We start from the raw sequence: 21534 nt of genomic DNA on the forward strand, positions 1-21534 counted from the left end.
ACAAGTCTTATTATACACCTATCGCGCAGCAAAAAAGCGTCAACGGCCTTTACCGTTGGCGCTTATTTAAGTTACTTGGTTTAACGATTCTGTTACCGAATCACAATCACGGAAACGTCGGATTTCCGCGCCAAGCGTAACCCGATAGCCCCCGGATGTCCGTGACTGGCAAAATCTACGTCGGCCCCGCAAACGACTAAGTCCGGTTGAAAGTCCGGAATGATCTGTTGCAAGATCACGTCGTCGACGTCGCCGCCTTCCGCCACGATGGGCCGCACGTTCTCCACGCCAAATTCCTTGGCCTTAGCGGCGTAATCCTTGACCACGTCTTGGAGTTCCTGACGCTTCTCGTGGACCTTATCCGGCATCAACGATTCGTAGATACTGATATCGTCGCTCTCTAGGACCGACGCAATTCCGAGTTCCGCCCCGTAATCTCGGGCCGTGGTCAACGCAAAGCGAAAGGCCCGGGCGGTTGACGGCCGATCATCTTCATCGATCGTAATCAACACGCGGTGGAAAAACAGTGGTCGGTAATTTTCATCTGGCATAAAACCCCTCCTGGCGTCACAATCTCTGGTCTCATTATAACAAGCCTAATTGGAAACGCAACTGGCGTCCCGGTTAACGCTAGACTGGACGCTAATTAGCAGCTAGATTCTGGTTAAGTACTTCTCCCGTAAAAAGCAGCAGCCCAAACGGTAAAATTCGGGTTGCTGCTTTAAGTTTAAATTGATTTTTAGTTAATTGTTTACCGCGCGTGATCCGGCGATAAGATCATTGGTCCGCGAACGGCACGGGGTAATTCGACGGTAATCCGGCGCATGACGACGGGCTTGGGAACCACCACCGGTTCGGTCACCTTCGCTGGCGCCGTCTTGGCCGTCAGCATGTGCCAGATCGAATGGATCAGCAGCAAACAGACAATCATCAACGGGAAGCCGGCAATCGTTGACACGGTTTGCACGGTCTTGAAGCCCCCAACCATCACAATCCCGAAGGAGAAGACGATGAAGACTACGACCCAGATCATCCGGTTCCAGCGACTTGGTTGTTGGCCGTCATCCAAGTGAAGACTGGTAAACGACGACACGATAAACGCCGAAGACGAAATCGTGGTGGCCAAGAAGATGAAACACGAGATACAGTACAGGGCTAAGACAATCATCTTAAACGGTAACGTGGCAATCACCGTGGCAACCACGGCGGCTTGACCCTGCGTGTTTAAGATGTGGACCAAGTTCACGGCCCCGGTCCGTTGCAGCCACAGGGAGTAACCCCCGAAGATGGCGTAGAAGCTCATGCACCCTAAGGCCCCGTAAGTCAACATTCCGACCAAGACCTGCTTGATTGTCCGACCCTTAGAGATCCGGGCGATAAACAGTCCCATAACGGGCATATAAGACAACCACCAGCCCCAGTAGAAAATGGTTTCCTGCTGAGCCGTGGAATCCCCACCGTTCGGTAACGTGTTGGTGGACATCGAAATGAACTTTTGGGCCATTAAACCCAGACTATTGGTTTCGGAATTTAAAATGTAGACGGTCGGGCCAATGATTAAAATCAAGGCCAAGAGTCCTAAGGCCGTCCAGATATGCGCGGCACTTAACCGGTCGATCCCCCCGTTTAACCCGTGGAAGACCGTTACGGCAAAGAGAATAAACAGAATAATAAAGAGCTCAATCTTTAAAGCGAGGTTATCTTGAACCCCGGTCAGGCGACTCAGAACCTTCGAGATAATTGGAATTTCCATCCCGACGGAAGAGCCAATCCCGCCCATGATGCCGAAGACCACCAAGAAGTCGATGATCTGCCGCGCAATCTTTTTCCCGCGACTATCGCCTTGGAGGCTGGTAATGGCGGCACTGACCCGTTGAACCTTACCGTGCTTGACGAATAAGACGTAAGCAATCGCAATGGTCGCGGGCGCAAACATCATCCACGCCATGGGGCCCCAGTTGAACTGGCCGTACATGTGCGCTGCCCCGTAGGCCGCCGTCGAAAACGGCTTCAACCCAAAGGCTGGGTGTTGCAGGTACCGTAAGGGATCGACGATCGACAGCATCAAGATGCTGGCATCGATCGCCGTGGCGAACACCATGCTTCCCCACTGGAAGCTGCTGTAACGCGGTTTATCGTCGGGATCCCCCAACTTAACCTTCCCAAACTTTCCAAAAGCGAGATACATAAAGAATAAAAAGTTAATCGCATAGACCAACAGGTAAGCCCACGACATCTGGGTATCAATCCAGTTAAGAATTGCCCCTAATACCGCTTGTAGCCGATCCCCGCCCATGATAAAGATCACGGACGCAATGGCAAACAAGACAAACGTTGGCACGAACACTAACTTATCAATATTTTTTCGCGCTAAAATAAAAATCCTGCTACTGATGACTCAGTTTAAGTTCCAGAATTTCTTGCTTCGTCCTAGTTGGCACTGGTCAAATTGTATCCTGTACAACTGAGTGCCTAGTCCACAAGCGTAAATTCCCGGCTAGCAACCGGTACAGCGCTTTGTTGGCGGCGGTTAACCGCACAAAGTTTTCAGTATCTCTAGATTTTTAACGAAGCTTTGACGACACTTCGTTGGGCGCAGCGACGCGGTTAACGTCTCTGATAGAGTTTTTGCACGTTCAGCCTAGTTTCGCTAGGTTAAAATCAGTAGCAGATTTTCCTTCCTTCTTCGGTCTGGCCTGCAGTGCAAGATACTGACGAGAAGCCTCTTAACTAAAATTAGTGCCTACGGGAGTTGCGTTCAAGTTCCCTGTCCGTCTGACGCGCCACGGCGTCGCAAGTTGAGGCCTCACGATTGGCAAAACGCCAATGGGTCTGGTCACACGGACATAACTGCCAGAAACGTTGAACTCAACAGCCAGCCAATCTTCGGTAATCGTAAATGATAACCGCATTCGAAACGTTGCTGGCAAACTGCACCAGCAGATGTTTAATTGAATTTAGAAATCATCAATTACCTCCTCATTTTTTGCCTGAACCCCATTTGTTCAGAGCGTTACTTCCCAAGATACACAAAAAGCGCCGAACCGGGTCGTCCCACGAGTCCGACGCCATGCGCCTAAACAGCCGTTGCGACTGCATTCCTGTGAAGCAATATCCACGTTTCATTATACGCGGACGGCATGATTAGTAAAATGGCACAACTGGTTTCCAAGTTTTCTGAACAAAGTAACCGGTTTCACCGCCTATCATGATACGAATCTAAGAATTTGATGAGAATTTTAGTTGTCCACCATCGTTTGGTCGGCAACTAAAAAGCGTGGGGCCACTGCGCCTTTGCGGCCGCATCTCCGGTCGCGCCGTTATCAATTACCTTGATTACGCGTGCCGGGTTCCCTGCGATTACCACGTCGTCGCCAAACGACTTGGTCACCACGGACCCCGCGCCAACGACCACGTTATTCCCCAGCGTTACGCCGGGTAAAATGGTTACCCGACCACCCAACCAAGCGTTATCGCCAATGGTGATGGGCGCCCCCATTTCCACGTCAGCCACGCGAGCCATAGCGTTTAAGGGGTGTACGGGGGTGTACAGGCCGATGTTCGGGCCGAAGTAGCAGTGTTCCCCGATGGTGATTGGACAGGTGTCCAGGAAGGTCATGTCGTAGTTTCCGTAGAAGTGGTCCCCAATGTGGATGTTCCACCCATAATCGAACTTAAATCCCGCTTCCACGAAGAAATCGTCACCGGTATCGGTGATGAGTTGGCGGTACCCGTGATTACGCTCGTCGTTGTCGTCTAACTGGTTAACGGCCCGCAGTTGCTTCCGGGCGGTCGTCCGCCGAGCAATCAACTCGTGATCAAATTGATCATACGGTTGACCAGCTGTCATCTTTTCCCGTTCTGTTGCCATAGTCTAACATCACTCCTCTTGGGGCCATCATACCACTTCTAAGGGACGGGCCTCAAAAGACGAGTCAAACCAAAAATGGCGGCCATCCCTGGGACGACCGCCATTAACTGGGTTTAAACTTAATCTTCAACGTTAGGATTCATGCTCATCGATGGCGCTTCTCTGAGGATCCAAGTGATCCCGTAAGCGTCCACGATTTGTCCCATTTTACCGCCCTGAGTCTGGTCGGCAAACGGATTGATCACCTTCACGTCGGACTTGATCAGCCGCTGATACAGCGCCAATAATTCCTTGACGCTGTCGTTATCGTCTTCATCGACGACCAGCATCAGTGAAATTAACGTTGACGAGGTCGGTTGCCCCATCAGCGCGTCGGCACACTGCACGTCCAGGCCTAATAATTGAAAGCCCCCGCGCATGGTCAACTGGTCTAAGTCCACATCCGGTTCTAATCCGTACTGTTCCGCCTCATCCGCCGTTGGGCTGACCCGGTAAACGTTCGTTGCGCCAAAGACATCCTGGTAGTACGCCAGGGCTTCCTTGGCACTTTCAAATTCCAAATAGGGAATTAACTTTGCTTGCATCATCGGTACCTCGTTACTTTATTTAGTCTGGTAGTTACTGATCGTCACTGACGCCTGCATCCCGCAAGATCTGCCGAATCGCCGCCACCGAACGGTCCACCGTCTGATGACTCGCGGGTTGGGCGGCCACCTGAGTGGGGTGCGGTGCGACAGACGCCGGCGCTGCTTTAGGACTCGCCGTGGTGACGGGTCCCTTGGCTGGTGGCGTTACGCCCGGCGTCGTCATGTGATCCATCGTTTGATTTAATAGGTGATCGACAAACACGTTACCTTGGTTGGTGGCGTGGCCCTTGGTCCAATGAAAACTCAGGTGCGAAAATTGGGGCAGTAACTGGTCGACTTCCCGCCATAATTCGGCGTTAGCCAACGGACCAGCACTGCGCTTCCAACCGCGCCGTTTCCAACCAGCTAACCAGCCCTGCGTCACCGCATTTAAAACGTAACGGGAGTCCAAGACGAACTGCACGGACTTAGTTGCTTGTCCCAACCGACTTAACTGTTGTAAGGCCCGCAAAAACGCCATGATTTCCATCCGGTTGTTGCTGGCCCCCCACTCGCCAGCCGAATCAGTCACCACTTGGTCCGGCAGTTCCATTCGGTAAGCCCAGGCCGCCTTGTCGTCATTGCGCACGTGACCGCCCGCGACATTGCCCGTGTTCCGGGACCCCCCGTCCGTGTAGACGGTAATGTCAGCGGGAGTTGCCGAACCGGTTGCTCGTACCTTAGCTGCCCCGGGGGTGGCGTGAGTCGGCGTCGACGTGCCGGCCATAAAGGCCTGGGCCGCCGCCTCGGTGGGAAAACTCTTATATTGCGCGCCCGGGTACCCACTCACCTGCTTTTGCGCATCCGGCCAGGTCCGATAGATTCCGGTTTGGCGTCCTTGACGGACCGCATAAAACTTTTGTGCCATTCTATCCCCACTTTCGCACTAATCTTAGCTAGTTTACCATACTTTTCCCGCACTTCGATGAAATTGAGTATTACCAAAATCATGAAGCCGTTACCACGCCACTCATTTGTGGGTCCCGTGCCAACTGACTTTTACGGTAACTAGAACGTTAAGAATGGGTAACTTAGAGGGAGAAATTGTTTTCATCATGTAGGGATTATGCTAACCTAGTAGGTAGAAGGATTTTACTGACCGGCGGGTAAATAACCAATTGTCTCGCCCAAATTTTTAAGGAGGTTTTTTATGGAAAGTCCTATTCGCGCCACCCTCATCACCGTCGACCAAGCCCGCGCCATGTTGAAAGATCAACGTGACCAACGGGGTGAACGTTTTCCCGAACTTGCACTCTCCGGCCAGTACATCCTGCCAGATTATCGCTTAACGCGGAAACGGGAAGCCTTTAAGATTCGGCGGCATACGTTTTTAAAGAAGCATTTTCGCTCCTACGTCGCCTTTGACTCCGATAACGGTCAAACGTTATGGATTCATAACTTCCCTAGTCTATCCGAAGCCTGCTTTTGGTTAAATACCGGCTTAAAACCCAACGACACCGATTCGACGAGTTCCTACCAGGAATGGAAAACCAACCACGTCGCCGAGATTGAGGTTTTAAAAGAACAGCTCCGCACGCAACATCACGAAAAGAAGAAGAGCGTCGAGACACCCAAGAAGCCCACGGTTTCCACGGTGAAAAAGACGAAACACTTAAAAAAGTAAGCGGTCCGAATCCTCGGAGCGCTTTTTGTTTGCCCCGCATTCAAAGAGTGAGCCAGAAGGCGGTTAGTAGTGGTGTCGTTGGGGGTAGTCAGCGTCTTTGCGCTGGCTTCCCTCAGGGCCAACCGGCAAGACGGATGACTTTCACAATCTGTCCTTGACTAACCGTAGAAAAGAGGTCAGGACTTATACTGATGTCCTGGCCTCTAAATTTAGTGTTATTTAGTTAAGTTCAAGTGAACCTGCTTAGGATCGGTCTGCACAATAACGCGGCCGTGGTGGATTGAGTATAGAATCTCCGCCCGGGTGTTCAACGCGTTATAGAAGTTATCGCTGTTCATGATGACCAGGTTGGCGGGCTTGCCCACCGTTAAGCCGTAGTGATCACTCACGTGCATGGCCTTGGCCCCGTGAGTCGTGACGAACTGGTACGAGTTCAAGATATCGTCGTACCCCATCATCTGAGTCACGTGAATCCCGGTGTGCAGCGCGTCAAGCATGTTGCCGTCGCCCATCGGGTACCAAGGATCCTTGATGTCGTCTTCCCCGAAGGCCACGTTAACGCCGGCTTCGTTGAGTTCCTTGACCCGGGTCAAGCCCCGCCGTTTAGGATACGTGTCGAACCGTCCGCCCAAGTGAGTGTTGATCAGTGGATTGGAAATCATATTAATGTGCGAGAGTTGTAATAACCGCATCAATTTGTAAGCGTAGGCGTTGTTGTACGAGCCCATGGCCGTGGTGTGACTAGCCGTGACTTGGTCGCCCAAGCCGGTTTCGTAAGCCAACGTCGCCAACGTTTCCAAGCCCCGGGAAGCCGGGTCGTCGATTTCGTCACAGTGAGCGTCAACCAACTTACCGTATTTCTGCGCCAAACCAACCGCAAAGTGTAGTGATTCCACGCTGTATTCGCGAGTAAATTCAAAATGAGGAATGGCCCCGATCACGTCGACGCCCAGCTTAGCCGCCTGCTCCATCAATTCCTTGCCGTGAGGAAACGACAAGATCCCGTCTTGCGGAAAGGCCACCAACTGAAGTTCAATGAAGTCCTTGACCTCATCTCGCACTTCTAACAGTGCCTTTAACGCCGTGAGGTTCGGGTCGGTCACGTCCACGTGGGAACGCACGAACTGAATCCCGTGCGAAGCTTGGAGTTCCAACGCTTGCCGGGCCCGTTGCTTCACGTCGTCGTGAGTCAACGTTTTCTTCCGTTCTCCCCAGATCCGAATCCCGTCGAACAGGGTCCCGGACTGGTTCCATTCGGGATCTCCCGCCGTCATGGTGCTATCCAGATGCACGTGGGGATCGACAAACGGTGGCAAGATCAGCTTGCCGTGCGCGTCAATGACCGTCTCGTGATCTTTAGGCGTAAGGTGCGCCGCAATGGCGGTAAACTTCCCGTCCTCAATGCGAATGTCCTGTGGGGCGGTGGCATTTTCAATCAATCCTTGTTGAATTAACATGTCTACTATTTCCTCCTGAAACGGGTATGTCCGTCGCCACACCATCCGATGCGTTGCAACCCGACTTAATAAAATCCCGAAATCGTTTGGCCGAACCACAACAACAGTCCATCAGCCAGCGCACCAAGTCCCGCAACCCAAGTTGCCACGACCAGCCACGCTAGCCACCAGCCCGACTGGTGAGGAAACGCCTTCACGATTCCTATTAAGCTTATCACACATCCACCTAAACCGAGCGATAAAGTCACGGGTTCCTGACCAATAATCCGGTAGGCCCAACCCGTGGCCCCGTTCAGGGCAAATATTCCTGCCAGAAGTCCCACTAGGCCCCAGATTAACCCCCACCATTGTTGTCGCGACATCTCTTTCATCCCCTCGTTTCATCTTGGAAACATCTCTGGTCGCATTTTCACGATTTCATGCTATCCTTAGAACAATCAGGTTTGTTCTAAGGAGGAATTCAGATGACTAATACTTATCCACAGGCCCTCACCATTGCGGGCTCTGATAGCGATGGGAGCGCCGGCATGCAAGCCGATTTACATACCTTTTTTGCCCGGGGCGTTTACGGTGCTTCCGTGATTACGGCCTGCGTGGCCGGTAATTCGTACGGTATCCATGCTAGCGTTCCCATGCCCACCGACTTCATTGATCAGGAGTTTAAAGACCTGGCGGCCGACTACCACATTCGGGCCGCTAAGACCGGGATGCTCGCCGACTCCGAACTGATCAACGACGTGGTTCAAAATTACCAAGCCGCCGATTTTGGTCCCTTAGTAGTCGATCCCGTCATCATGACCAAGCACGGCAATCAGTTATTGGAAGAAAGCGCCTTTGAAACGTTGCGGACGCAACTACTCCCCTTAGCGACGGTGCTCACCCCGAACTTCTACGAGGTCGAAAAAATTGCCGAAACCACGATTCGCACCGACGCGGACATGGTCGCCGCCACCCAAAAGATGCAGGCCATGGGGGCGAAGAACATCATCGCCAAGGGTAGCCACGCCATCGCCGACCAGACCACCGTTAGAGATTTCGTGCTTCTTGAATCCGGCGACAGCTTCTGGCTGAGCGAACCCTACCACGCGACCGATCGGGTCAACGGTACCGGGGACTCCTTATCGGCCTGCATCACGGCCGAACTAGCCAAGGGTACGCCGATGAAGCAAGCCATCACCATTGCCAAGGCCTTCGTCAACACCGCGATTGGCCACCCCATCGACGTTGCTCACAAGTTTGGTCCTATCAACCATTGGGCCGCCCAAAATCGGGCTTACGAACAGCTCTAAATCCTAGCGTCCTGGACAATCGTCCGGGGCGTTTTTGGTCGTCATGGCTTACCATTTATCCGGTCGCCAGGTGCGACCGTCGATTTCGCCCTGTAATTGATCTTGACGTTGCGCTTGTTCGGCCGCTAGATGGTCTAACGCGACCCAAAAGGCCCGGTCCGTAAATTTTGTCTGGTGCTGGGCCACCGTTTGTAACTGTTGGTGTAACCACGCTTGGTTATCAGTCATCGTCTTGCTCCTTAATCATGGCTAACGTCGCCATGAGCGCTTCTAGCTCGTCTGCTTGTTGCGTCAAAGTCGCGGTAATTAGTTTCCCGATCGCCCGGTCCTTCGGGGCTAACTTTGCCACCATGGCCGGTAGGCGGGCCGCAAACCAAGCCTGCCGGTTAGCCAGCGTATCGGGCGCGGATTGGGTCAGGTAGCGCTGATAAGCCACTACTAGTTGTAATTTTTGGGTTTCGTCTAAATAGTTAAATTGATGGACCGCCATCGTCGGTAACCAAGTCATGTGCGCGCGGTGCGCCAGGGCCGCTAACGGGGCCATCAGTGTATCAATGGTGACGTTTTCGAGGCCCCCGCGGCGAAAGGCCTGCGCGGGCATCCCCGTGGTGACCACGACGCCCAGTTCCTTATCCGCAAGTGGGTAGCGCCGATCGCCGTAAACAAAGGTCCGGGTCAAAACGGCTGCTTCCCAGCGAGCCAAACTGGCCGGGGCCGCGTACCAGTACAGGGGAAACTGCAAGATAATCCGGTCGGCCTGCCGCAACGCGGCCTGTTCCCGGTCAACCGCGTACGTCTCCTGCGCATCCAAAGACTCGTAGGTCACCCCCGTCGCGGGTAAACTCGCCTTAAAAAATTGTTGGGTGGTCGAATCCGCCAAATGCGGATGGGCCACCAAGACTAACGTCTGCATCTCCGTCAACTCCTTTATCGTTGGGTTTACTGTAGCATAGAACTACTTTTTTACCAGCAAAAACGGCCCGCAAGCCAGCGCTTGTGAGCCGTCGTTTTAACTTAATCGTTGCTTGGAATGATCCGTGAAGCGGTCGTGGCCGGCCAAATGCTTACTCTTTTTCCGAAAGGCCGCTAAATTATTGAGGTACAATTGCCCTCCCGCAGCGAACAAGATAATCAACAAAATGATCAAAACAGCCATCATCAGAAATTCCCCCCGTCAACATGAGATTACAATTACATTATCGTAATGTTACAGAAAGATTGCAAGACCCAATCGCCAAAAATTGAAATTTCTTGAGAATTAGCGTGCTGAACTGGTCGATTCTGAGGTTGATTCCGAAGAACGGGAAGACTCGCGTTGGCGGTCTTGATGCTGTTTTTTAACCTTCTTGACCTGGTTAGAAATTTGGTTGGTTGGGCTAACGTCCTTTTTCCCCGCCAGGTTCGATACCGGGTAGGCAATCAGCAACACCACGATGGCGATGCCGACGTTGCGTAAATTCTTCCGGCGATCTCCCTGTGCCTGGGTGATCTGAAAGAAATAGTAAATCAAACTAATGGCGGCAAAAAATACCCCAATTTCCGCCAAGATATGCACAATGGTCATGGTCTCGCCCCCCTCTAATCGACGTGGTTTCGCCCTTAACACGCCCGACGACTCGCGATTGACACGGCGCGTTGGCTTCTCTATAATAAATGACTGTGAGTGATTTTGTCGCAATAGCTCAGCTGGATAGAGCAACGGTCTTCTAAACCGTAGGTCGAGGGTTCGAATCTCTCTTGCGACATCGTTAAATCGTTTAATCGATTGAAACACCAGAGTCTGGGGCAAAAGTCTCAGGCTTTTTTGTTTTCCGAACATCTGTGCCGAAACGTGCGCCAAAGGGCAGCTGGTTCCGCTTAACCCCGTAAGCCAGCTAAGCGCCTTTTGTCCCACTCTTGGTTAGCTACTTTAAATGTTGAGCAAAGGTCTTAATATTTTCCGCTACGAACCGATCGAGCGGGATTCCAAGCTCACCGTACGAGTACACGTCGTTGAACACGGCGTTCCCAAAGTTAATCAGAATAAAGTTACTGACTTCTTGGGGAACGTTGACCTGCGCATTGATCTCCCCGCTAGCCACCATCTGATTAAAGGTGTTGGTTAACGAAGCCGCAAATTGCAACGGCAACTTTTTGACCGCCTGCCGAATCTCGGGGAATTGATTCCCCTCCTTAACACCCAGTAGCGATACGGCCTGGTGCCGTTGAATAAAGTCGGCGTAGAGTTCTGCGACCCGTTGCAGATCCGTTTCGATGTCGCCGTCAACTTGAAACGTTTTATTGATCTTGTCAATATCTTCAATGTACAGCTCAATCAACTGGTCTAATAGATGATGCTTATCTTTAAAGTGGCGAAAGACCGTGCTTTCGTTGACCCCCGCCCGGTCCGCAATCTTCCGGGTCGTGGTGCCGTGATAGCCGTACTTTAAAACCAATTCCGAAAAGGCGGTTAGAATCCGTTGATCGGTTTCCTGTTTCGTCGCCATCCTATCGAACTCCCTCCCACGTTAATCATTGTCTAGATAAAGTGTACCATGCGTTCTCGGCAACTTGGTGGAATACGCCCAGCAAAAAAGTTGTTATACTAAAGATAATTACTTTACGGGCTGTATCAGTTATCCCAAGATGTGGTCCGTTATTAGGAGGCGTGTCACGTGAAACTCGCAAATTATAAACGCTTATGGGGCGTTCTGGTGGCCGGGATCGCCGCGTTAAGTGCTCAGTTCATCTTTCAACAACCACACTGGACGGCCGGGATTCTGATCGTCGCCGGCAGTCTGATCGCCCTACTTATGTTCATCGACATGGTGCAGACTTTAAAATCCGGTAAATTTGGGGTCGACCTCTTAGCCATCACGGCGGTGATCGCCACGCTGGCCGTAGGTGAATACTGGGCCGCCCTCATCGTTTTGCTCATGCTGACCGGTGGGGACGCCCTAGAAGACTTTGCCGCCCACCGGGCCAACACCGAGCTGCAAAGCCTCTTGGCAAATTCGCCCCAAGATGCCCACCTGGTCACGGCCAATACCCTCACGGACATTCATATTGACGCCGTCACCGTCGGCCAAGAGCTGCTGGTTAAACCCGGCGAAGCCATCCCCGTAGACGGCACGGTGTTGCAAGGGACCACCACGGTCGATGAATCCTCGCTGACCGGTGAATCTCGTCCCATCGATAAGGGGCCCAACGACACCGTGATGTCTGGGGCCATCAACGGCGATCAAGCCATCCATATCCGGGCCGACCAGACCGCGGCCAATAGTCAATACCAAAACATCGTGCGCTTGGTCCAACAGGCCGAAAATCAACCGGCCCACTTCGTCCGCATGGCCGACCGTTACGCCGTCCCCTTTACCTTGGGGGCCTACCTCATCGCCGGTATCGCTTGGTGGTTATCGGGTGATCCCGTCCGCGTCGCCGAGGTCTTAGTGGTGGCGTCGCCATGTCCGTTGATTTTAGCCGCGCCCATCGCCCTCGTCTCCGGGATGAGTCGCGCCAGTCGGAACGGCATCATCGTCAAGACCGGGACCACGCTAGAAAAATTGGCCCAGGTTCGCAGTTTTGCTTTCGACAAAACGGGAACGATTACCCAGGGTCACCTGGTCGTGGCCAGCGTCTTGCCCCAGGCCGGGATGACCAGCGACCGGCTACTCCAGCTCGCCGCCAGCGTGGAACAGCACTCCAATCACGTGTTAGCGCGATCGTTACTGGCCGCTAACCAACAAGCCTTACTAGCCGCCAGCGACGTTACGGAGACCACCGCGGCCGGGATTCAGGCCACCATTGACGGTCAAACGGTCCGGGCCGGTAAAGCCGGCTACGTGACTAACGAACCCATTCGGAAGGTCCAACAGACCGCCGTTTACGTCGCGGTCAACGACCAGTACGTGGGGTGCGTTACCTTTACCGACCGGGTACGGCCGGAAGCGGCCACGACCATGGCCACCCTTCACCGGCTGGGCATCACCAATCTTCTAATGATTTCCGGGGACCAACCGGCTATCGCCCACCAGATTGCCCGCGAGGTCGGTATCGACCAAATTCACGCGGAGTGCCTACCGGCCGATAAAATTGACGTGTTACGTCAGCTTCCCACCGACCAGCGGCCCGTGGCCATGGTCGGTGACGGGGTCAACGACGCACCGTCGCTGGTCACGGCCGATGTGGGGATCGCCATGGGCGCTCACGGCGCCACCGCGGCCAGTGAATCCGCCGACGCGGTGGTCTTAAAAGACGACCTGACCCGGGTCAGCACCGCCGTCAAAATTTCGCGGGACACCATGCGGATTGCCCGTCAATCGGTTCTGATCGGCATCGCCATCTGCACTGGGCTCATGCTGATTGCCAGCTTCGGGATCATCCCCGCCATCATCGGCGCCTTGTTCCAAGAGGCCGTGGACACCATTACGATTCTCTACGCCTTACGGGCCAGAACGGATCGGTAACCTTAATCCTTTTCAAAACTCGTGGCCGCAATCAGCCGCGAGTTTTTTATTGACCCCCGTAATCAATGTGTGCGTGTTTCCATAATAGTCATCCTAACCATTTCCCTGTAAGGCCGTTTAACCCCGCTCACTTCTAAATTGGTCCTATGCTGAGGATAATCTAAGGAGGGGGTTCCATGACAACATTTAAACACCCACTCGCCCATCAAGTGGCGAGTGCTTATTTAAAGGCATTACCGTTAGTCAGCATTCTTGTATTGTTAAATTGTCAGTTCATCGTCGGCCATTTCGTTTGGAATTGGTCACCGATAAACTGGTATTGGTTCCTGAGTTACGGGCTGTTTCCGTTGGCGGACCGAGACGTGCGCCATCTCATCAATTTACTGAGTCAACGCGCCGAATCAGCCCCCACCGCACCGAAACCTCGCGCCGCCCTCTACGCCGCGGGTCTGCCCCTAATGCCCTTAGAAGACTACGACCCGCACCAAGTCCATATTTTACCGGCATTGGGCCGCGTCAGCCTCACCTTGCTTCTGGCACCGGCGATTGTCCTGATTAGCCAGATTGGCCACCACAACGCCCTCTAATCAAAAGCGCCACCGTTACGAGAATAATTCCCGTTAACGGTGACGTTTTTTGCTAAGATTGGGTGAATCGGCCTAGTCGGCCAGAATCCCCTTCTTATAAACTTGTTTGTCGGTCTGTTGGACGGCGTGAATGTCGGCTAACGGATTGGCGTCTAAGACAACGAAGTCCGCCACCTTCCCCGTTGCTAACGTGCCGTATCGATCATCGATTTGTAGTAATTTCGCGGCGTTTTGCGTCGCGCCCAATAAGGCTTGGTACGGCGTAAGACCCATCTCGGTCATTAAGACGATTTCGTCCGTGGTCCCGGTGGTAAACCCGTTAAACGGGGTTCCCGCATCGGTTCCCACGGCGTAGTTGATCCCCGAGTTCAACGCAATGCGCATATTTTTATAGAAGATTTCCTTCACGCCGGCGTTCTTTCGGTAGACGTAATCTGGCACGATTTCCTTGCCGTAGCGGTCGATCTTATCGCAAGGACTCAGCGTCGGCACCAAATAAGTGCCTTGGTCCTTCATCAGTTGAATCTGATCGGCGTCGATGTAGATCCCGTGTTCGATAGAATCTACCCCAGCTTCAAGTGAGAGTTGGATCCCCCGGTTACCCTGGGCATGTGAGGCCACCGTCATGTGCTTACTATGAGCTTCTTGCACGGCCACGCGAATCTCTTCTTCGGTCAGTTCCGTATCGTCAACCTCGTCGTCGGCGGACATGACGCCCCCGGTAGCCATGACCTTGATGTTACCGGCCCCTAACTTAAAGTTTTCCCGGACGGCCCGGCGCACATCGGTGGCGGAATTGACCAGGTGCCCCAGATTACTTTCCCCGTCAAGGCCCTGCGGTTCATCCCCGTGGCCGCCAATGATGGAAATCGGGCGCCCGGAACCGTCGATCTCGGTTCCACCCAGTTCACCGGCCTTTTGCAGGCGCGACAACTTGATGTCCACCCCGAACGCACAACCGCAGTCCCGAATATAGGTCACCCCGTCGTGCAGTAACGCCTTCAAGTTCTTTAACGCCCGGTAGGTCACTTCCGTTTCGGAGAGATGATCCCCCGGTTGGTCCGCCGCTCCACTCATGATATGGGTGTGCACGTTCATCAGCCCGGGAATCACCACCTTACCACGTAAATCAATCGTTTCCCCCGCTACGGTCTCCGCTGCCGGCGCGCCCGTACCGAGGGCCGTAATGACGCCGTGATCGTCCACGGTCAGGTAGGTATCGGGTTGTAATTGGTCATCAACGCCGTTAAAGAGCTGGGCGTGTAAAAATGTTTTTGTCATGAACAAAACTCCCTTGAATTCAGTAATTAGTCAAATTCTAAGAGAACTTCTCATAATTGTCAATTTAATTTCAGGCTATTAAGCATAGTTATGTTCAAAAACCCTGTAAATACAATGTTTACCTGAGTATTAATTGAACTCATTATTTTTTAATCTAAAAGTTGAGCACGAAAAAAGGTCACCATCCGAAGATGGTGACCTTTTTGGCTATAGGCTAATGTAAATTAGTCAACAACCGTAACGTTAGCAGCTTGTGGGCCACGATCGCCTTGTTCTACGTCAAGGGATACGTGTTGGCCTTCTTCAAGAGTCTTGAAGCCTTCACTGTTGATAGCAGAGAAGTGAACGAAAACGTCTGAGCCGTTTTCAAGAGTGATGAAGCCGTAACCTTTATCAGCGTTGAACCATTTAACAGTACCTTGTTCCATAAGAATGAAACCTCCGTGCGCATAGCGCAATAATATTTGCATTTGAAAGCTGGGGTAAAAAGGAGCCATTCTTAAAGAACGTCGAGCCTTTAAAACTTCCGAACCATAAATACATTAACCATAGGATAACAGGTATTGCCCAGAATAGCAAATGGGAAATCCTAAATATTTGCTGAAATTGATAATAATTAGTCTAATCGTTCCGCTAACCACCGGTACGCCGCCATTACTTCGTGGGGTGTTAAATGATGCGTTCCCCCGGTCACCTCAAGGGTGGTCGCTATTTTCAGGTTCTGACAGGCCGTCGCGATTTTTTGAACGGTGGCCACGCTGACCAACGGATCTCGTTGCCCCGCCGATAACCAAACTTCTCGCCGAGCGTCCGTCACCGGTTGGGCCACGTCCAACCATAACGGGTGAAATAGCAGGGCGACCCGACCAGGTAACAGCCCCGTACGAATCCCGTAGGCCCCTAACGCCGCCCCGTTAGAGTATCCAACCGTGACCAGTTGCGACACGTCCCAGTGGTTCTCACGACACACTCGGCGGGCTTGAGCGGCCACCCACCGGGTCTCTTGGTCGACCTGTGCCGGTTGGGCCGGTGAACTGGCCGTTTGGGTGTAATACTGCCGTTGGGCCCCCACGCCCTGCCGCCCCGCAATCGTCAATAGCGGACTTTGCGGCGCTAACCGGCGACCAAATTCCAAGATTTCGCGGCTAGTTCCGCCCGTTCCCTGAAGCAACAACAATGGTGGCGCCGTATTAGCGCCGGGCATGGTTTCAATCAACTCACTCATGATTAACCACCCCTACCGGTGAACCACGATTTCTACCGTATCCTTCTGGGGAGCCACGTTCAGCCCAAAACAGGGTTCGGTTAAAATCTTACCGTATTCGTCTAAAACGTCATTAGGGAGTGGCGTGTGTTCGTGAAGCTTGGCAACCAGCTCTTCCGGAGTCTCCAGGTCCGCTAAGTTGACAAACAGCAGCGCATCGTTGATCAAATCGTGGACCAAATCACTCAGTAACCCGTTTGGCTTGCCCGTGGCATCCGTAATGATGACTTGTGAACTGGCCATGGGTTGGTGATTGACGGAAACGAATTTTAAAATCGTAAAAATGGTTGGCATAAGTAAACTCCCCCTATTTATTGACGGCTGAACGGCTTTTCGCCCAGCGCTGCATCATTTTTTCTTGCACCTTCGGTAACGGTAACGCCTTTACTTGCTCACGTGGCACCCACTCACCCGGAAAATAGGTCAGGTCTAACGCGCTTGAAACTTCAGCGACCAAGAGTTTGACCTGCCACCGTTGATGCGTGTAGGTCTGACTGACGGCCTGGCCGCCCAGTGGCTGAAAGGTCACTGCTAGGTGGTAGTCTTGCGCCCACCGCTGCTCTATCGCCGTGATATCGGCCGCTAACGTGGTTGGTTCGGGGGCTTCATCCGGCTGTAAATCGGCTTTAGTGACCAACGGATAGGTCCAATAACCGGTCAGCATTTGCTGACTCGTCCGCTGAACCACCAAGTCACCAGCCGGCGAGTGAACCAGTAAGCCATAATACGGAATCAATTTGGGCCGGGGTTTCTTGGTTTTTACCGGAAAATCTAGTACCCGATTATCACGATACGACGCGTCAAACCGCCGCACGGGTGAATGAGCCGGATCGGAATTTTTGGCGGTCATGTAGCTCGATCCCAAGTCCATCACGGCCTGGTTGAAGTCCCCCGGCCGCTGAGGATCCACGATGGGGTGAATCGCGTCAAAGAAGAGCTGGCGCGTCTTGGGCTGGGCAATGTCGGCGTCGATCAGTAATAGCCGCGCAAAGACCCGAAAGGCGTTGCCGTCGACGGCCGGCACCACCTCCTTAAAGGCGATACTGGCAATTGCGCAGGCCGTGTACGGCCCGATGCCGACTAAGTCCTGGAGGGCCACTGCGGTCCGGGGCCACTGGCCATGATAATCGGTGACTAATTGCTGGGCCGCCCGTTGTAGGTTGCGGGCTCGTGAATAGTAGCCGAGCCCCTGCCAGGCCTTCAACAAATCCGGTTCGGCGGCGTGGGCCAACGCTTCAACCGTGGGAAAAGCCGCCATAAACCGTTGATAGTACGGAATCACCGTGTTGACCTGCGTTTGTTGGAGCATGATCTCACTGACCCACACGTGATAGGGGTCCTGGTCATGCCGCCAGGGCAAATCGCGACCTTCCTGATCGTACCAAGCGAGTAACGTGCGCCGAAAGTCGGCAATCGTCGTGGTTGACCATTTTTCCATGAGCATCCCTCCAGAATGACGATTTAATACATCAATAATGCACTAATTAAATCAGCTAGACTAAAATTAGGCGCCCTCCAATACTCAGGGTGAACGGTTGACACGCCCCCAGACCGGACACTGATCAACTGAAGAGGCCAAGTTACTTTCCAAAATTACCTTCATGACCAGTGTAAGCTGAAGGGTTAGTCAGAAATGGGCTCAGGGGCGAAATTTGTGTTGGCCGGTGTTCTTTTACCGGCCTAGACAAGGGCCGGTTTTCAAGGCCTGATTTATGGAGTTGAAGCTGTGCCCACCCCGTTTCAGCCCGTTGCTGACTAGCCCGGCAGCGTTGGCTCACCCGGATTAGAGTCTTAGATCCTAACCTAGTGTATAATCATTTTCTTAATTCTAGCGAATTCCCCGGCCCATCACAAGTCACGGCCCTTAACTGGGACTTGACGCCACTATTTTGCTCCCCTATCATCAAACAGGAAGCTGTTTACATATCGGAGGGGTCAATAGTGAAACACTGGATTATCCCATTTTTAATTATCCTGGTCGGCGGGTTAGCCGGCTGTACGCAAAATACCACCGTCAATTCTACCAGTGACAGCAAAGGGGTCATGGCCCAGCGGCAAACCTTGGACCTGGCGACCGGGAACCCGCTGACCACCTTAGACACCGACAAAATGGATCAGTTTGGTCGCCTCAACAACACCATCGAAGGTCTATATCAAACGAACCGCGATGGTCAGGCCCAGTTAGCCCTGGCCCAACGCGTCAAGGTCAACGCCGCTAAAACGACCTATACCTTCACTTTATGGAAGGATTCCTACTGGAGTAACGGTGACCTCATCACCGCTCAAAATTTCGTATACGCTTGGCGCCGGGCCCTCGATCCACGAACCAAGGCGCCCGACGCCGACCTATTCCGGGGGATTCAAAACGCCAAACAAATTCTGGCCGGGCAGCTTCCCGCCGACCAGTTGGGCGTCCAAGCCCAGGGCAAGTTTAAGCTCATCGTGCACCTTGACCACCCCATGGCCGAACTCCCCCAACGCTTGGCCTATCCCCTGTTCGGCCCGCAAAATCAACGGATTGCTAAAAAGTTTGGCAAAAAGTACGCCACCAAACCGGAATACCAGGTCTACGCGGGCCCCTTCATGGTCAGCAGTCACGGCGACACCCGCCAACACTGGCACATGGTCCCCAACCCCCACTACTGGGACCGTAAGCACGTCTATCTGACCCGCATCAACGTCAACGTTTACCGGAGTCAGGCGAAGGCCTGGCACGACTATCGAGCCGGCAAACTCGACGAGGTGCGTCTCCTCACGAAGAAGAGTGTCAAAGCTTACGAATACAAGAATTCCTACACCGCCCGGCCTTATTCACGCATGATTCTCCTAAACTACCGGCGTAACGGCCCCAACGTTCACCACAATCAACTGTTAGCTCAAAGCCAGGCTCGTCTGGCCATCTCCCACGCCATCAACCGCAAAACGTTAGGACGTAACACCTATGGGAGTGCCTCGTTACCCGCCCAAGGCATCGTCCCCGCCGGCCTTAGCCGCGGCCTAAGGGGCACCGCCGACTTTGCGGCCAGCCAGCCTCACCAAAAAACACTAAAGTACCAGCCTAAGGTGGCCCAACGCGAGTGGCGCGCCGCTTTAAAACGAGCGGGCCTGACCCACGTCACCCTGACGTTAAGCTATCTGGACGCGACAAACAGTCAGTCCCTAGCCAAACAATTGATTAAGCAGTTGACCCAAACCCTGCCCGGCCTGACGATCAAACCCCAAGCCCGGGTCTGGCAACTTACAACCGACCGCTCGGCACCGTTAACGAGTGACCTCAACCTCACCACCCAACGAGCCCAGTACGCCGATCCGTTGTCAATGCTGTCGCTGTACACCTCCACCAGTACGGCCAATACCGGTCACTGGCGTAACTTTACCTACGACGATTTAGTAGCTCAGGCCAGCACCGCGCCGGCGTTCAACACCCACCGGTGGAAGACCCTGCTCAAGGCCGATGGCATCTTGATGCAACAACAGGGCGTCACCCCATTGTTTCAACCCGCCAGCACGTACCTGATCAATCCACACTTGAACGGCGTGCAGTTTAACACCGTGGGTACCCAGTCGAACTTCAAGGAAGCTTACTTCGTGAAATAATGTCACTAAACGATTGGCAAACCATTTAAAACGCGTCCGTTCAGAAATTTAGACCTGAACGGACGCGTTTTAAATGGTTTAACCTTATTTTGCCTGGGGTAACCGCTCCTGGGCAACCTTCAGCACCGCCTCATCAATGAATTCACTGGTCAAGCGTTGCATTGGCGTGTACCCGTGCCGTTCCTTGTAAGCGACCGGATAGGCGGCGACCACCGCCACCTTCAGATTGTTTTCGGTCAGAAAGATCTGTCCCGCACCCCGGTACTTGCCCTTACTGTGGCGCCCGGTGCGCCAAGAATGGAGTTTGAAATCGCCATCCGGCTCCCGTTTGATCTGGTAATGTCCCGAAGCATCGGTCTCTACCGGTACCCCCAGGTATTGATTCACCGCGTACTTTGCCTTCGCCACGTTTACGCCCCCTTCGTCAATGCGTCGATTAACGGCGCAACGGTTGCGGTTCCCAGCACCGCCGTTACGGCCGGCTGGGTCAACACGGGCGTTAACGCCGCGGCCGTCGTCGCAACACCGACCAACTGCTCGGCGATCTGCGCCAGTTGTGGCGCACTAGCGACCGTCCCAAAGAGCGCGACCCGTCGCAGTTCTCCCCGCTGACTAGTGAAGTTGACGTGTAGGTCACCGGCGGGCACGGTCAATCGCTGGTACTGCCGAAAACCGGGATTGGCCCCGTAATTCCAGGCATCCGTGTGATACTTCTCGGCCAAGCGTTGGTCGATGACCGCCCAATCGTGGTCGGTCAGGTGGTAAGTGTCGATTTGGTCGACCCGTTCGACGTCAAAGACGTGGCAGAGTAAGGCCTCGCGGAAGGCTTGAATATCTAAGTCCTGGTATGCCGGTGCGAGGTATTGGCGCAGATTCGTAATGGGGACCCGGTTCGAGGCCACACCGCGGTGGGGCCGGTCGCCCGCCGGAATCAACGCCGCGTGGGCGGCATCGACGTTCAAATCATACATGATGGTCCCCCCGGCCGCGTAGCCGTCGCCGTTCTTAAACATGGTCATCCCCGAAAATTTCTTGCCGGCTACCGTCAACGCGCTCTTCTGACTGATGCCCAGCTCCGCCACACCCATGGCCTTTAGGGCCCGTAAAATCGGGTCGGCAAAGACCGTGTAGTCGCCAAATTTCGACCCGTCTTGCGGATCGCCGTTAACGATATGCTCGAAAATCAGGTTGCGTTCGTCATGGTACACGGCTCCGCCTCCGGACGTCCGCCGAACTAGTTGGACGTGATGCTCGGCGAGGTACCGAAAGTCGACCTCGGCCGTCACCGTCTGGTTAATGCCCACGATGACCGCCGGCTGGTTGACGTACATCATGAGGCCGTGACCCGGCAACTTTAACTCGTTGACCAGGTAATTATCAATGGATTGATTCACGATTGCGTCGGTGACCACTTGCCCCCGACGCGTCGTATCGATCAAAAACATAGTTGGGTAGCTCCCTTCGTGCCTTTTCACTAGGCAACCAGCAAATTT

General features: G+C 53.5%; 24 protein-coding genes and 1 tRNA gene. 6 read left to right on the forward strand and 19 right to left on the reverse strand.

Annotated elements, in window-relative coordinates; translation table 11 throughout:
- Window positions 1-92: 92 nt before the first annotated feature.
- The 5 genes from FD25_RS13490 to FD25_RS13510 form a co-directional block, all read right to left on the reverse strand.
- Window positions 93-551 (reverse strand): universal stress protein, encoded by a 459-nt coding sequence (locus FD25_RS13490; protein WP_057804769.1) that lies wholly within the window; start codon window positions 549-551, stop codon window positions 93-95.
- A 200-nt stretch (window positions 552-751) separates the two neighbouring features.
- Complete coding sequence (locus FD25_RS13495; RefSeq protein ID WP_057804770.1) at window positions 752-2341, reverse strand: BCCT family transporter; 1590 nt, start codon at window positions 2339-2341, stop codon at window positions 752-754.
- A gap of 927 nt (window positions 2342-3268) precedes the next feature.
- Window positions 3269-3871 (reverse strand): sugar O-acetyltransferase, encoded by a 603-nt coding sequence (locus FD25_RS13500; protein ID WP_057804771.1) that lies wholly within the window; start codon window positions 3869-3871, stop codon window positions 3269-3271.
- Window positions 3872-3990: 119 nt separating this feature from the next.
- Window positions 3991-4455 carry a VOC family protein gene (locus tag FD25_RS13505; protein ID WP_083484179.1) on the reverse strand — a complete coding sequence of 155 codons (465 nt, stop codon included), beginning with the start codon at window positions 4453-4455 and terminating at the stop codon, window positions 3991-3993.
- Between the two features lie 34 nt (window positions 4456-4489).
- On the reverse strand, window positions 4490-5365 hold the full coding sequence (locus FD25_RS13510) for a ribonuclease H family protein (protein ID WP_057804773.1): 876 nt from the start codon (window positions 5363-5365) through the stop codon (window positions 4490-4492).
- Window positions 5366-5647: 282 nt separating this feature from the next.
- Here FD25_RS13510 and FD25_RS13515 point away from each other — a divergent pair, with 282 nt between their 5' ends.
- Window positions 5648-6121, forward strand: coding sequence for a hypothetical protein (locus FD25_RS13515; protein WP_057804774.1), 474 nt, complete (start codon window positions 5648-5650; stop codon window positions 6119-6121).
- 215 nt (window positions 6122-6336) lie between these two features.
- On the opposite strand, the gene codA is transcribed toward FD25_RS13515, so the two are convergent.
- Together codA and FD25_RS13525 are read right to left on the reverse strand one after the other, a co-directional pair.
- Window positions 6337-7578 (reverse strand): cytosine deaminase, encoded by a 1242-nt coding sequence (codA, locus tag FD25_RS13520; protein WP_057804775.1) that lies wholly within the window; start codon window positions 7576-7578, stop codon window positions 6337-6339.
- Between the two features lie 65 nt (window positions 7579-7643).
- Window positions 7644-7940, reverse strand: a complete 297-nt coding sequence (locus tag FD25_RS13525; RefSeq protein WP_057804776.1) for a hypothetical protein — start codon at window positions 7938-7940, stop codon at window positions 7644-7646.
- Window positions 7941-8042: 102 nt separating this feature from the next.
- On the opposite strand from FD25_RS13525, the gene thiD reads away from it, so the two are divergent.
- On the forward strand, window positions 8043-8867 hold the full coding sequence (gene thiD / locus FD25_RS13530) for a bifunctional hydroxymethylpyrimidine kinase/phosphomethylpyrimidine kinase (RefSeq protein ID WP_057804777.1): 825 nt from the start codon (window positions 8043-8045) through the stop codon (window positions 8865-8867).
- A 48-nt stretch (window positions 8868-8915) separates the two neighbouring features.
- Here thiD and FD25_RS13535 read toward each other — a convergent pair whose 3' ends face one another.
- The 4 genes from FD25_RS13535 to FD25_RS13545 form a co-directional block, all read right to left on the reverse strand.
- Window positions 8916-9095 (reverse strand): hypothetical protein, encoded by a 180-nt coding sequence (locus FD25_RS13535; RefSeq protein WP_057804778.1) that lies wholly within the window; start codon window positions 9093-9095, stop codon window positions 8916-8918.
- Entirely contained in the window at window positions 9088-9780 is a 693-nt protein-coding gene (locus FD25_RS13540; protein WP_057804779.1) for an NAD(P)H-dependent oxidoreductase, read from the reverse strand. The genes FD25_RS13535 and FD25_RS13540 overlap by 8 nt, the downstream gene beginning before the upstream one ends.
- 96 nt (window positions 9781-9876) lie before the next feature.
- Window positions 9877-10026, reverse strand: a complete 150-nt coding sequence (locus FD25_RS14225; protein WP_164480503.1) for a hypothetical protein — start codon at window positions 10024-10026, stop codon at window positions 9877-9879.
- Window positions 10027-10125: 99 nt separating this feature from the next.
- Complete coding sequence (locus FD25_RS13545; RefSeq protein WP_057804780.1) at window positions 10126-10431, reverse strand: hypothetical protein; 306 nt, start codon at window positions 10429-10431, stop codon at window positions 10126-10128.
- A 107-nt stretch (window positions 10432-10538) separates the two neighbouring features.
- On the opposite strand from FD25_RS13545, the gene FD25_RS13550 reads away from it, so the two are divergent.
- A tRNA-Arg gene (locus FD25_RS13550) sits at window positions 10539-10612 on the forward strand.
- A gap of 159 nt (window positions 10613-10771) precedes the next feature.
- Here FD25_RS13550 and FD25_RS13555 read toward each other — a convergent pair.
- Entirely contained in the window at window positions 10772-11353 is a 582-nt protein-coding gene (locus FD25_RS13555) for a TetR/AcrR family transcriptional regulator (protein ID WP_057804781.1), read from the reverse strand.
- A gap of 168 nt (window positions 11354-11521) precedes the next feature.
- Between FD25_RS13555 and FD25_RS13560 the strand changes: the two genes are divergently transcribed.
- Together FD25_RS13560 and FD25_RS13565 are read left to right on the forward strand one after the other, a co-directional pair.
- Window positions 11522-13312, forward strand: a complete 1791-nt coding sequence (locus FD25_RS13560) for a heavy metal translocating P-type ATPase (RefSeq protein WP_057804782.1) — start codon at window positions 11522-11524, stop codon at window positions 13310-13312.
- Between the two features lie 176 nt (window positions 13313-13488).
- Complete coding sequence (locus FD25_RS13565) at window positions 13489-13899, forward strand: hypothetical protein (RefSeq protein ID WP_057804783.1); 411 nt, start codon at window positions 13489-13491, stop codon at window positions 13897-13899.
- A 72-nt stretch (window positions 13900-13971) separates the two neighbouring features.
- Here the strand turns inward: FD25_RS13565 and FD25_RS13570 are convergent, their stop codons facing one another.
- The 5 genes from FD25_RS13570 to FD25_RS13590 all read right to left on the reverse strand — a co-directional run bounded on the left by FD25_RS13570 (window position 13972) and on the right by FD25_RS13590 (window position 17882).
- Window positions 13972-15180 carry a metal-dependent hydrolase family protein gene (locus FD25_RS13570; RefSeq protein WP_057804784.1) on the reverse strand — a complete coding sequence of 403 codons (1209 nt, stop codon included), beginning with the start codon at window positions 15178-15180 and terminating at the stop codon, window positions 13972-13974.
- A 224-nt stretch (window positions 15181-15404) separates the two neighbouring features.
- A complete protein-coding gene (locus FD25_RS13575; protein WP_024746588.1) occupies window positions 15405-15608 on the reverse strand; it encodes a cold-shock protein in 204 nt (67 codons plus the stop codon).
- Between the two features lie 188 nt (window positions 15609-15796).
- Window positions 15797-16405, reverse strand: coding sequence for an alpha/beta hydrolase (locus FD25_RS13580; RefSeq protein ID WP_057804785.1), 609 nt, complete (start codon window positions 16403-16405; stop codon window positions 15797-15799).
- Window positions 16406-16417: 12 nt separating this feature from the next.
- Window positions 16418-16738, reverse strand: coding sequence for a hypothetical protein (locus tag FD25_RS13585; RefSeq protein ID WP_057804786.1), 321 nt, complete (start codon window positions 16736-16738; stop codon window positions 16418-16420).
- 13 nt (window positions 16739-16751) lie between these two features.
- Window positions 16752-17882, reverse strand: coding sequence for an A/G-specific adenine glycosylase (locus tag FD25_RS13590; protein ID WP_057804787.1), 1131 nt, complete (start codon window positions 17880-17882; stop codon window positions 16752-16754).
- Between the two features lie 503 nt (window positions 17883-18385).
- Between FD25_RS13590 and FD25_RS13595 the strand changes: the two genes are divergently transcribed.
- Complete coding sequence (locus FD25_RS13595) at window positions 18386-20041, forward strand: peptide ABC transporter substrate-binding protein (RefSeq protein ID WP_225428555.1); 1656 nt, start codon at window positions 18386-18388, stop codon at window positions 20039-20041.
- 84 nt (window positions 20042-20125) lie between these two features.
- Here FD25_RS13595 and FD25_RS13600 read toward each other — a convergent pair whose 3' ends face one another.
- Window positions 20126-20449: a DUF7671 family protein gene (locus FD25_RS13600; protein WP_186811152.1), complete on the reverse strand. Its 324-nt coding sequence runs from the start codon at window positions 20447-20449 to the stop codon at window positions 20126-20128.
- 2 nt (window positions 20450-20451) lie between these two features.
- Window positions 20452-21486 carry a lipoyl protein ligase domain-containing protein gene (locus FD25_RS13605; protein ID WP_057804789.1) on the reverse strand — a complete coding sequence of 345 codons (1035 nt, stop codon included), beginning with the start codon at window positions 21484-21486 and terminating at the stop codon, window positions 20452-20454.
- Window positions 21487-21534: the final 48 nt, after the last annotated feature.

Origin of the sequence: Levilactobacillus acidifarinae DSM 19394 = JCM 15949 (assembly GCF_001434835.1) — a bacterium.
GTDB classification, from domain to species: domain Bacteria; phylum Bacillota; class Bacilli; order Lactobacillales; family Lactobacillaceae; genus Levilactobacillus; species Levilactobacillus acidifarinae.

Excerpts from the sequence above, each read along its gene's own strand:
- FD25_RS13490 (WP_057804769.1), bottom strand. The coding sequence starts at position 551 with ATGCCAGATGAAAATTACCGACCACTGTTTTTCCACCGCGTGTTGATT.
- FD25_RS13500 (WP_057804771.1), bottom strand. The coding sequence starts at position 3,871 with ATGGCAACAGAACGGGAAAAGATGACAGCTGGTCAACCGTATGATCAA.
- FD25_RS13505 (WP_083484179.1), bottom strand. The coding sequence starts at position 4,455 with ATGCAAGCAAAGTTAATTCCCTATTTGGAATTTGAAAGTGCCAAGGAA.
- FD25_RS13510 (WP_057804773.1), bottom strand. The coding sequence starts at position 5,365 with ATGGCACAAAAGTTTTATGCGGTCCGTCAAGGACGCCAAACCGGAATC.
- FD25_RS13515 (WP_057804774.1), top strand. The coding sequence starts at position 5,648 with ATGGAAAGTCCTATTCGCGCCACCCTCATCACCGTCGACCAAGCCCGC.
- codA (WP_057804775.1), bottom strand. The coding sequence starts at position 7,578 with ATGTTAATTCAACAAGGATTGATTGAAAATGCCACCGCCCCACAGGAC.
- FD25_RS13525 (WP_057804776.1), bottom strand. The coding sequence starts at position 7,940 with ATGTCGCGACAACAATGGTGGGGGTTAATCTGGGGCCTAGTGGGACTT.
- thiD (WP_057804777.1), top strand. The coding sequence starts at position 8,043 with ATGACTAATACTTATCCACAGGCCCTCACCATTGCGGGCTCTGATAGC.
- FD25_RS13535 (WP_057804778.1), bottom strand. The coding sequence starts at position 9,095 with ATGACTGATAACCAAGCGTGGTTACACCAACAGTTACAAACGGTGGCC.
- FD25_RS13540 (WP_057804779.1), bottom strand. The coding sequence starts at position 9,780 with ATGCAGACGTTAGTCTTGGTGGCCCATCCGCATTTGGCGGATTCGACC.
- FD25_RS14225 (WP_164480503.1), bottom strand. The coding sequence starts at position 10,026 with ATGATGGCTGTTTTGATCATTTTGTTGATTATCTTGTTCGCTGCGGGA.
- FD25_RS13545 (WP_057804780.1), bottom strand. The coding sequence starts at position 10,431 with ATGACCATTGTGCATATCTTGGCGGAAATTGGGGTATTTTTTGCCGCC.
- FD25_RS13555 (WP_057804781.1), bottom strand. The coding sequence starts at position 11,353 with ATGGCGACGAAACAGGAAACCGATCAACGGATTCTAACCGCCTTTTCG.
- FD25_RS13565 (WP_057804783.1), top strand. The coding sequence starts at position 13,489 with ATGACAACATTTAAACACCCACTCGCCCATCAAGTGGCGAGTGCTTAT.
- FD25_RS13570 (WP_057804784.1), bottom strand. The coding sequence starts at position 15,180 with ATGACAAAAACATTTTTACACGCCCAGCTCTTTAACGGCGTTGATGAC.
- FD25_RS13575 (WP_024746588.1), bottom strand. The coding sequence starts at position 15,608 with ATGGAACAAGGTACTGTTAAATGGTTCAACGCTGATAAAGGTTACGGC.
- FD25_RS13580 (WP_057804785.1), bottom strand. The coding sequence starts at position 16,405 with ATGAGTGAGTTGATTGAAACCATGCCCGGCGCTAATACGGCGCCACCA.
- FD25_RS13585 (WP_057804786.1), bottom strand. The coding sequence starts at position 16,738 with ATGCCAACCATTTTTACGATTTTAAAATTCGTTTCCGTCAATCACCAA.
- FD25_RS13590 (WP_057804787.1), bottom strand. The coding sequence starts at position 17,882 with ATGGAAAAATGGTCAACCACGACGATTGCCGACTTTCGGCGCACGTTA.
- FD25_RS13605 (WP_057804789.1), bottom strand. The coding sequence starts at position 21,486 with ATGTTTTTGATCGATACGACGCGTCGGGGGCAAGTGGTCACCGACGCA.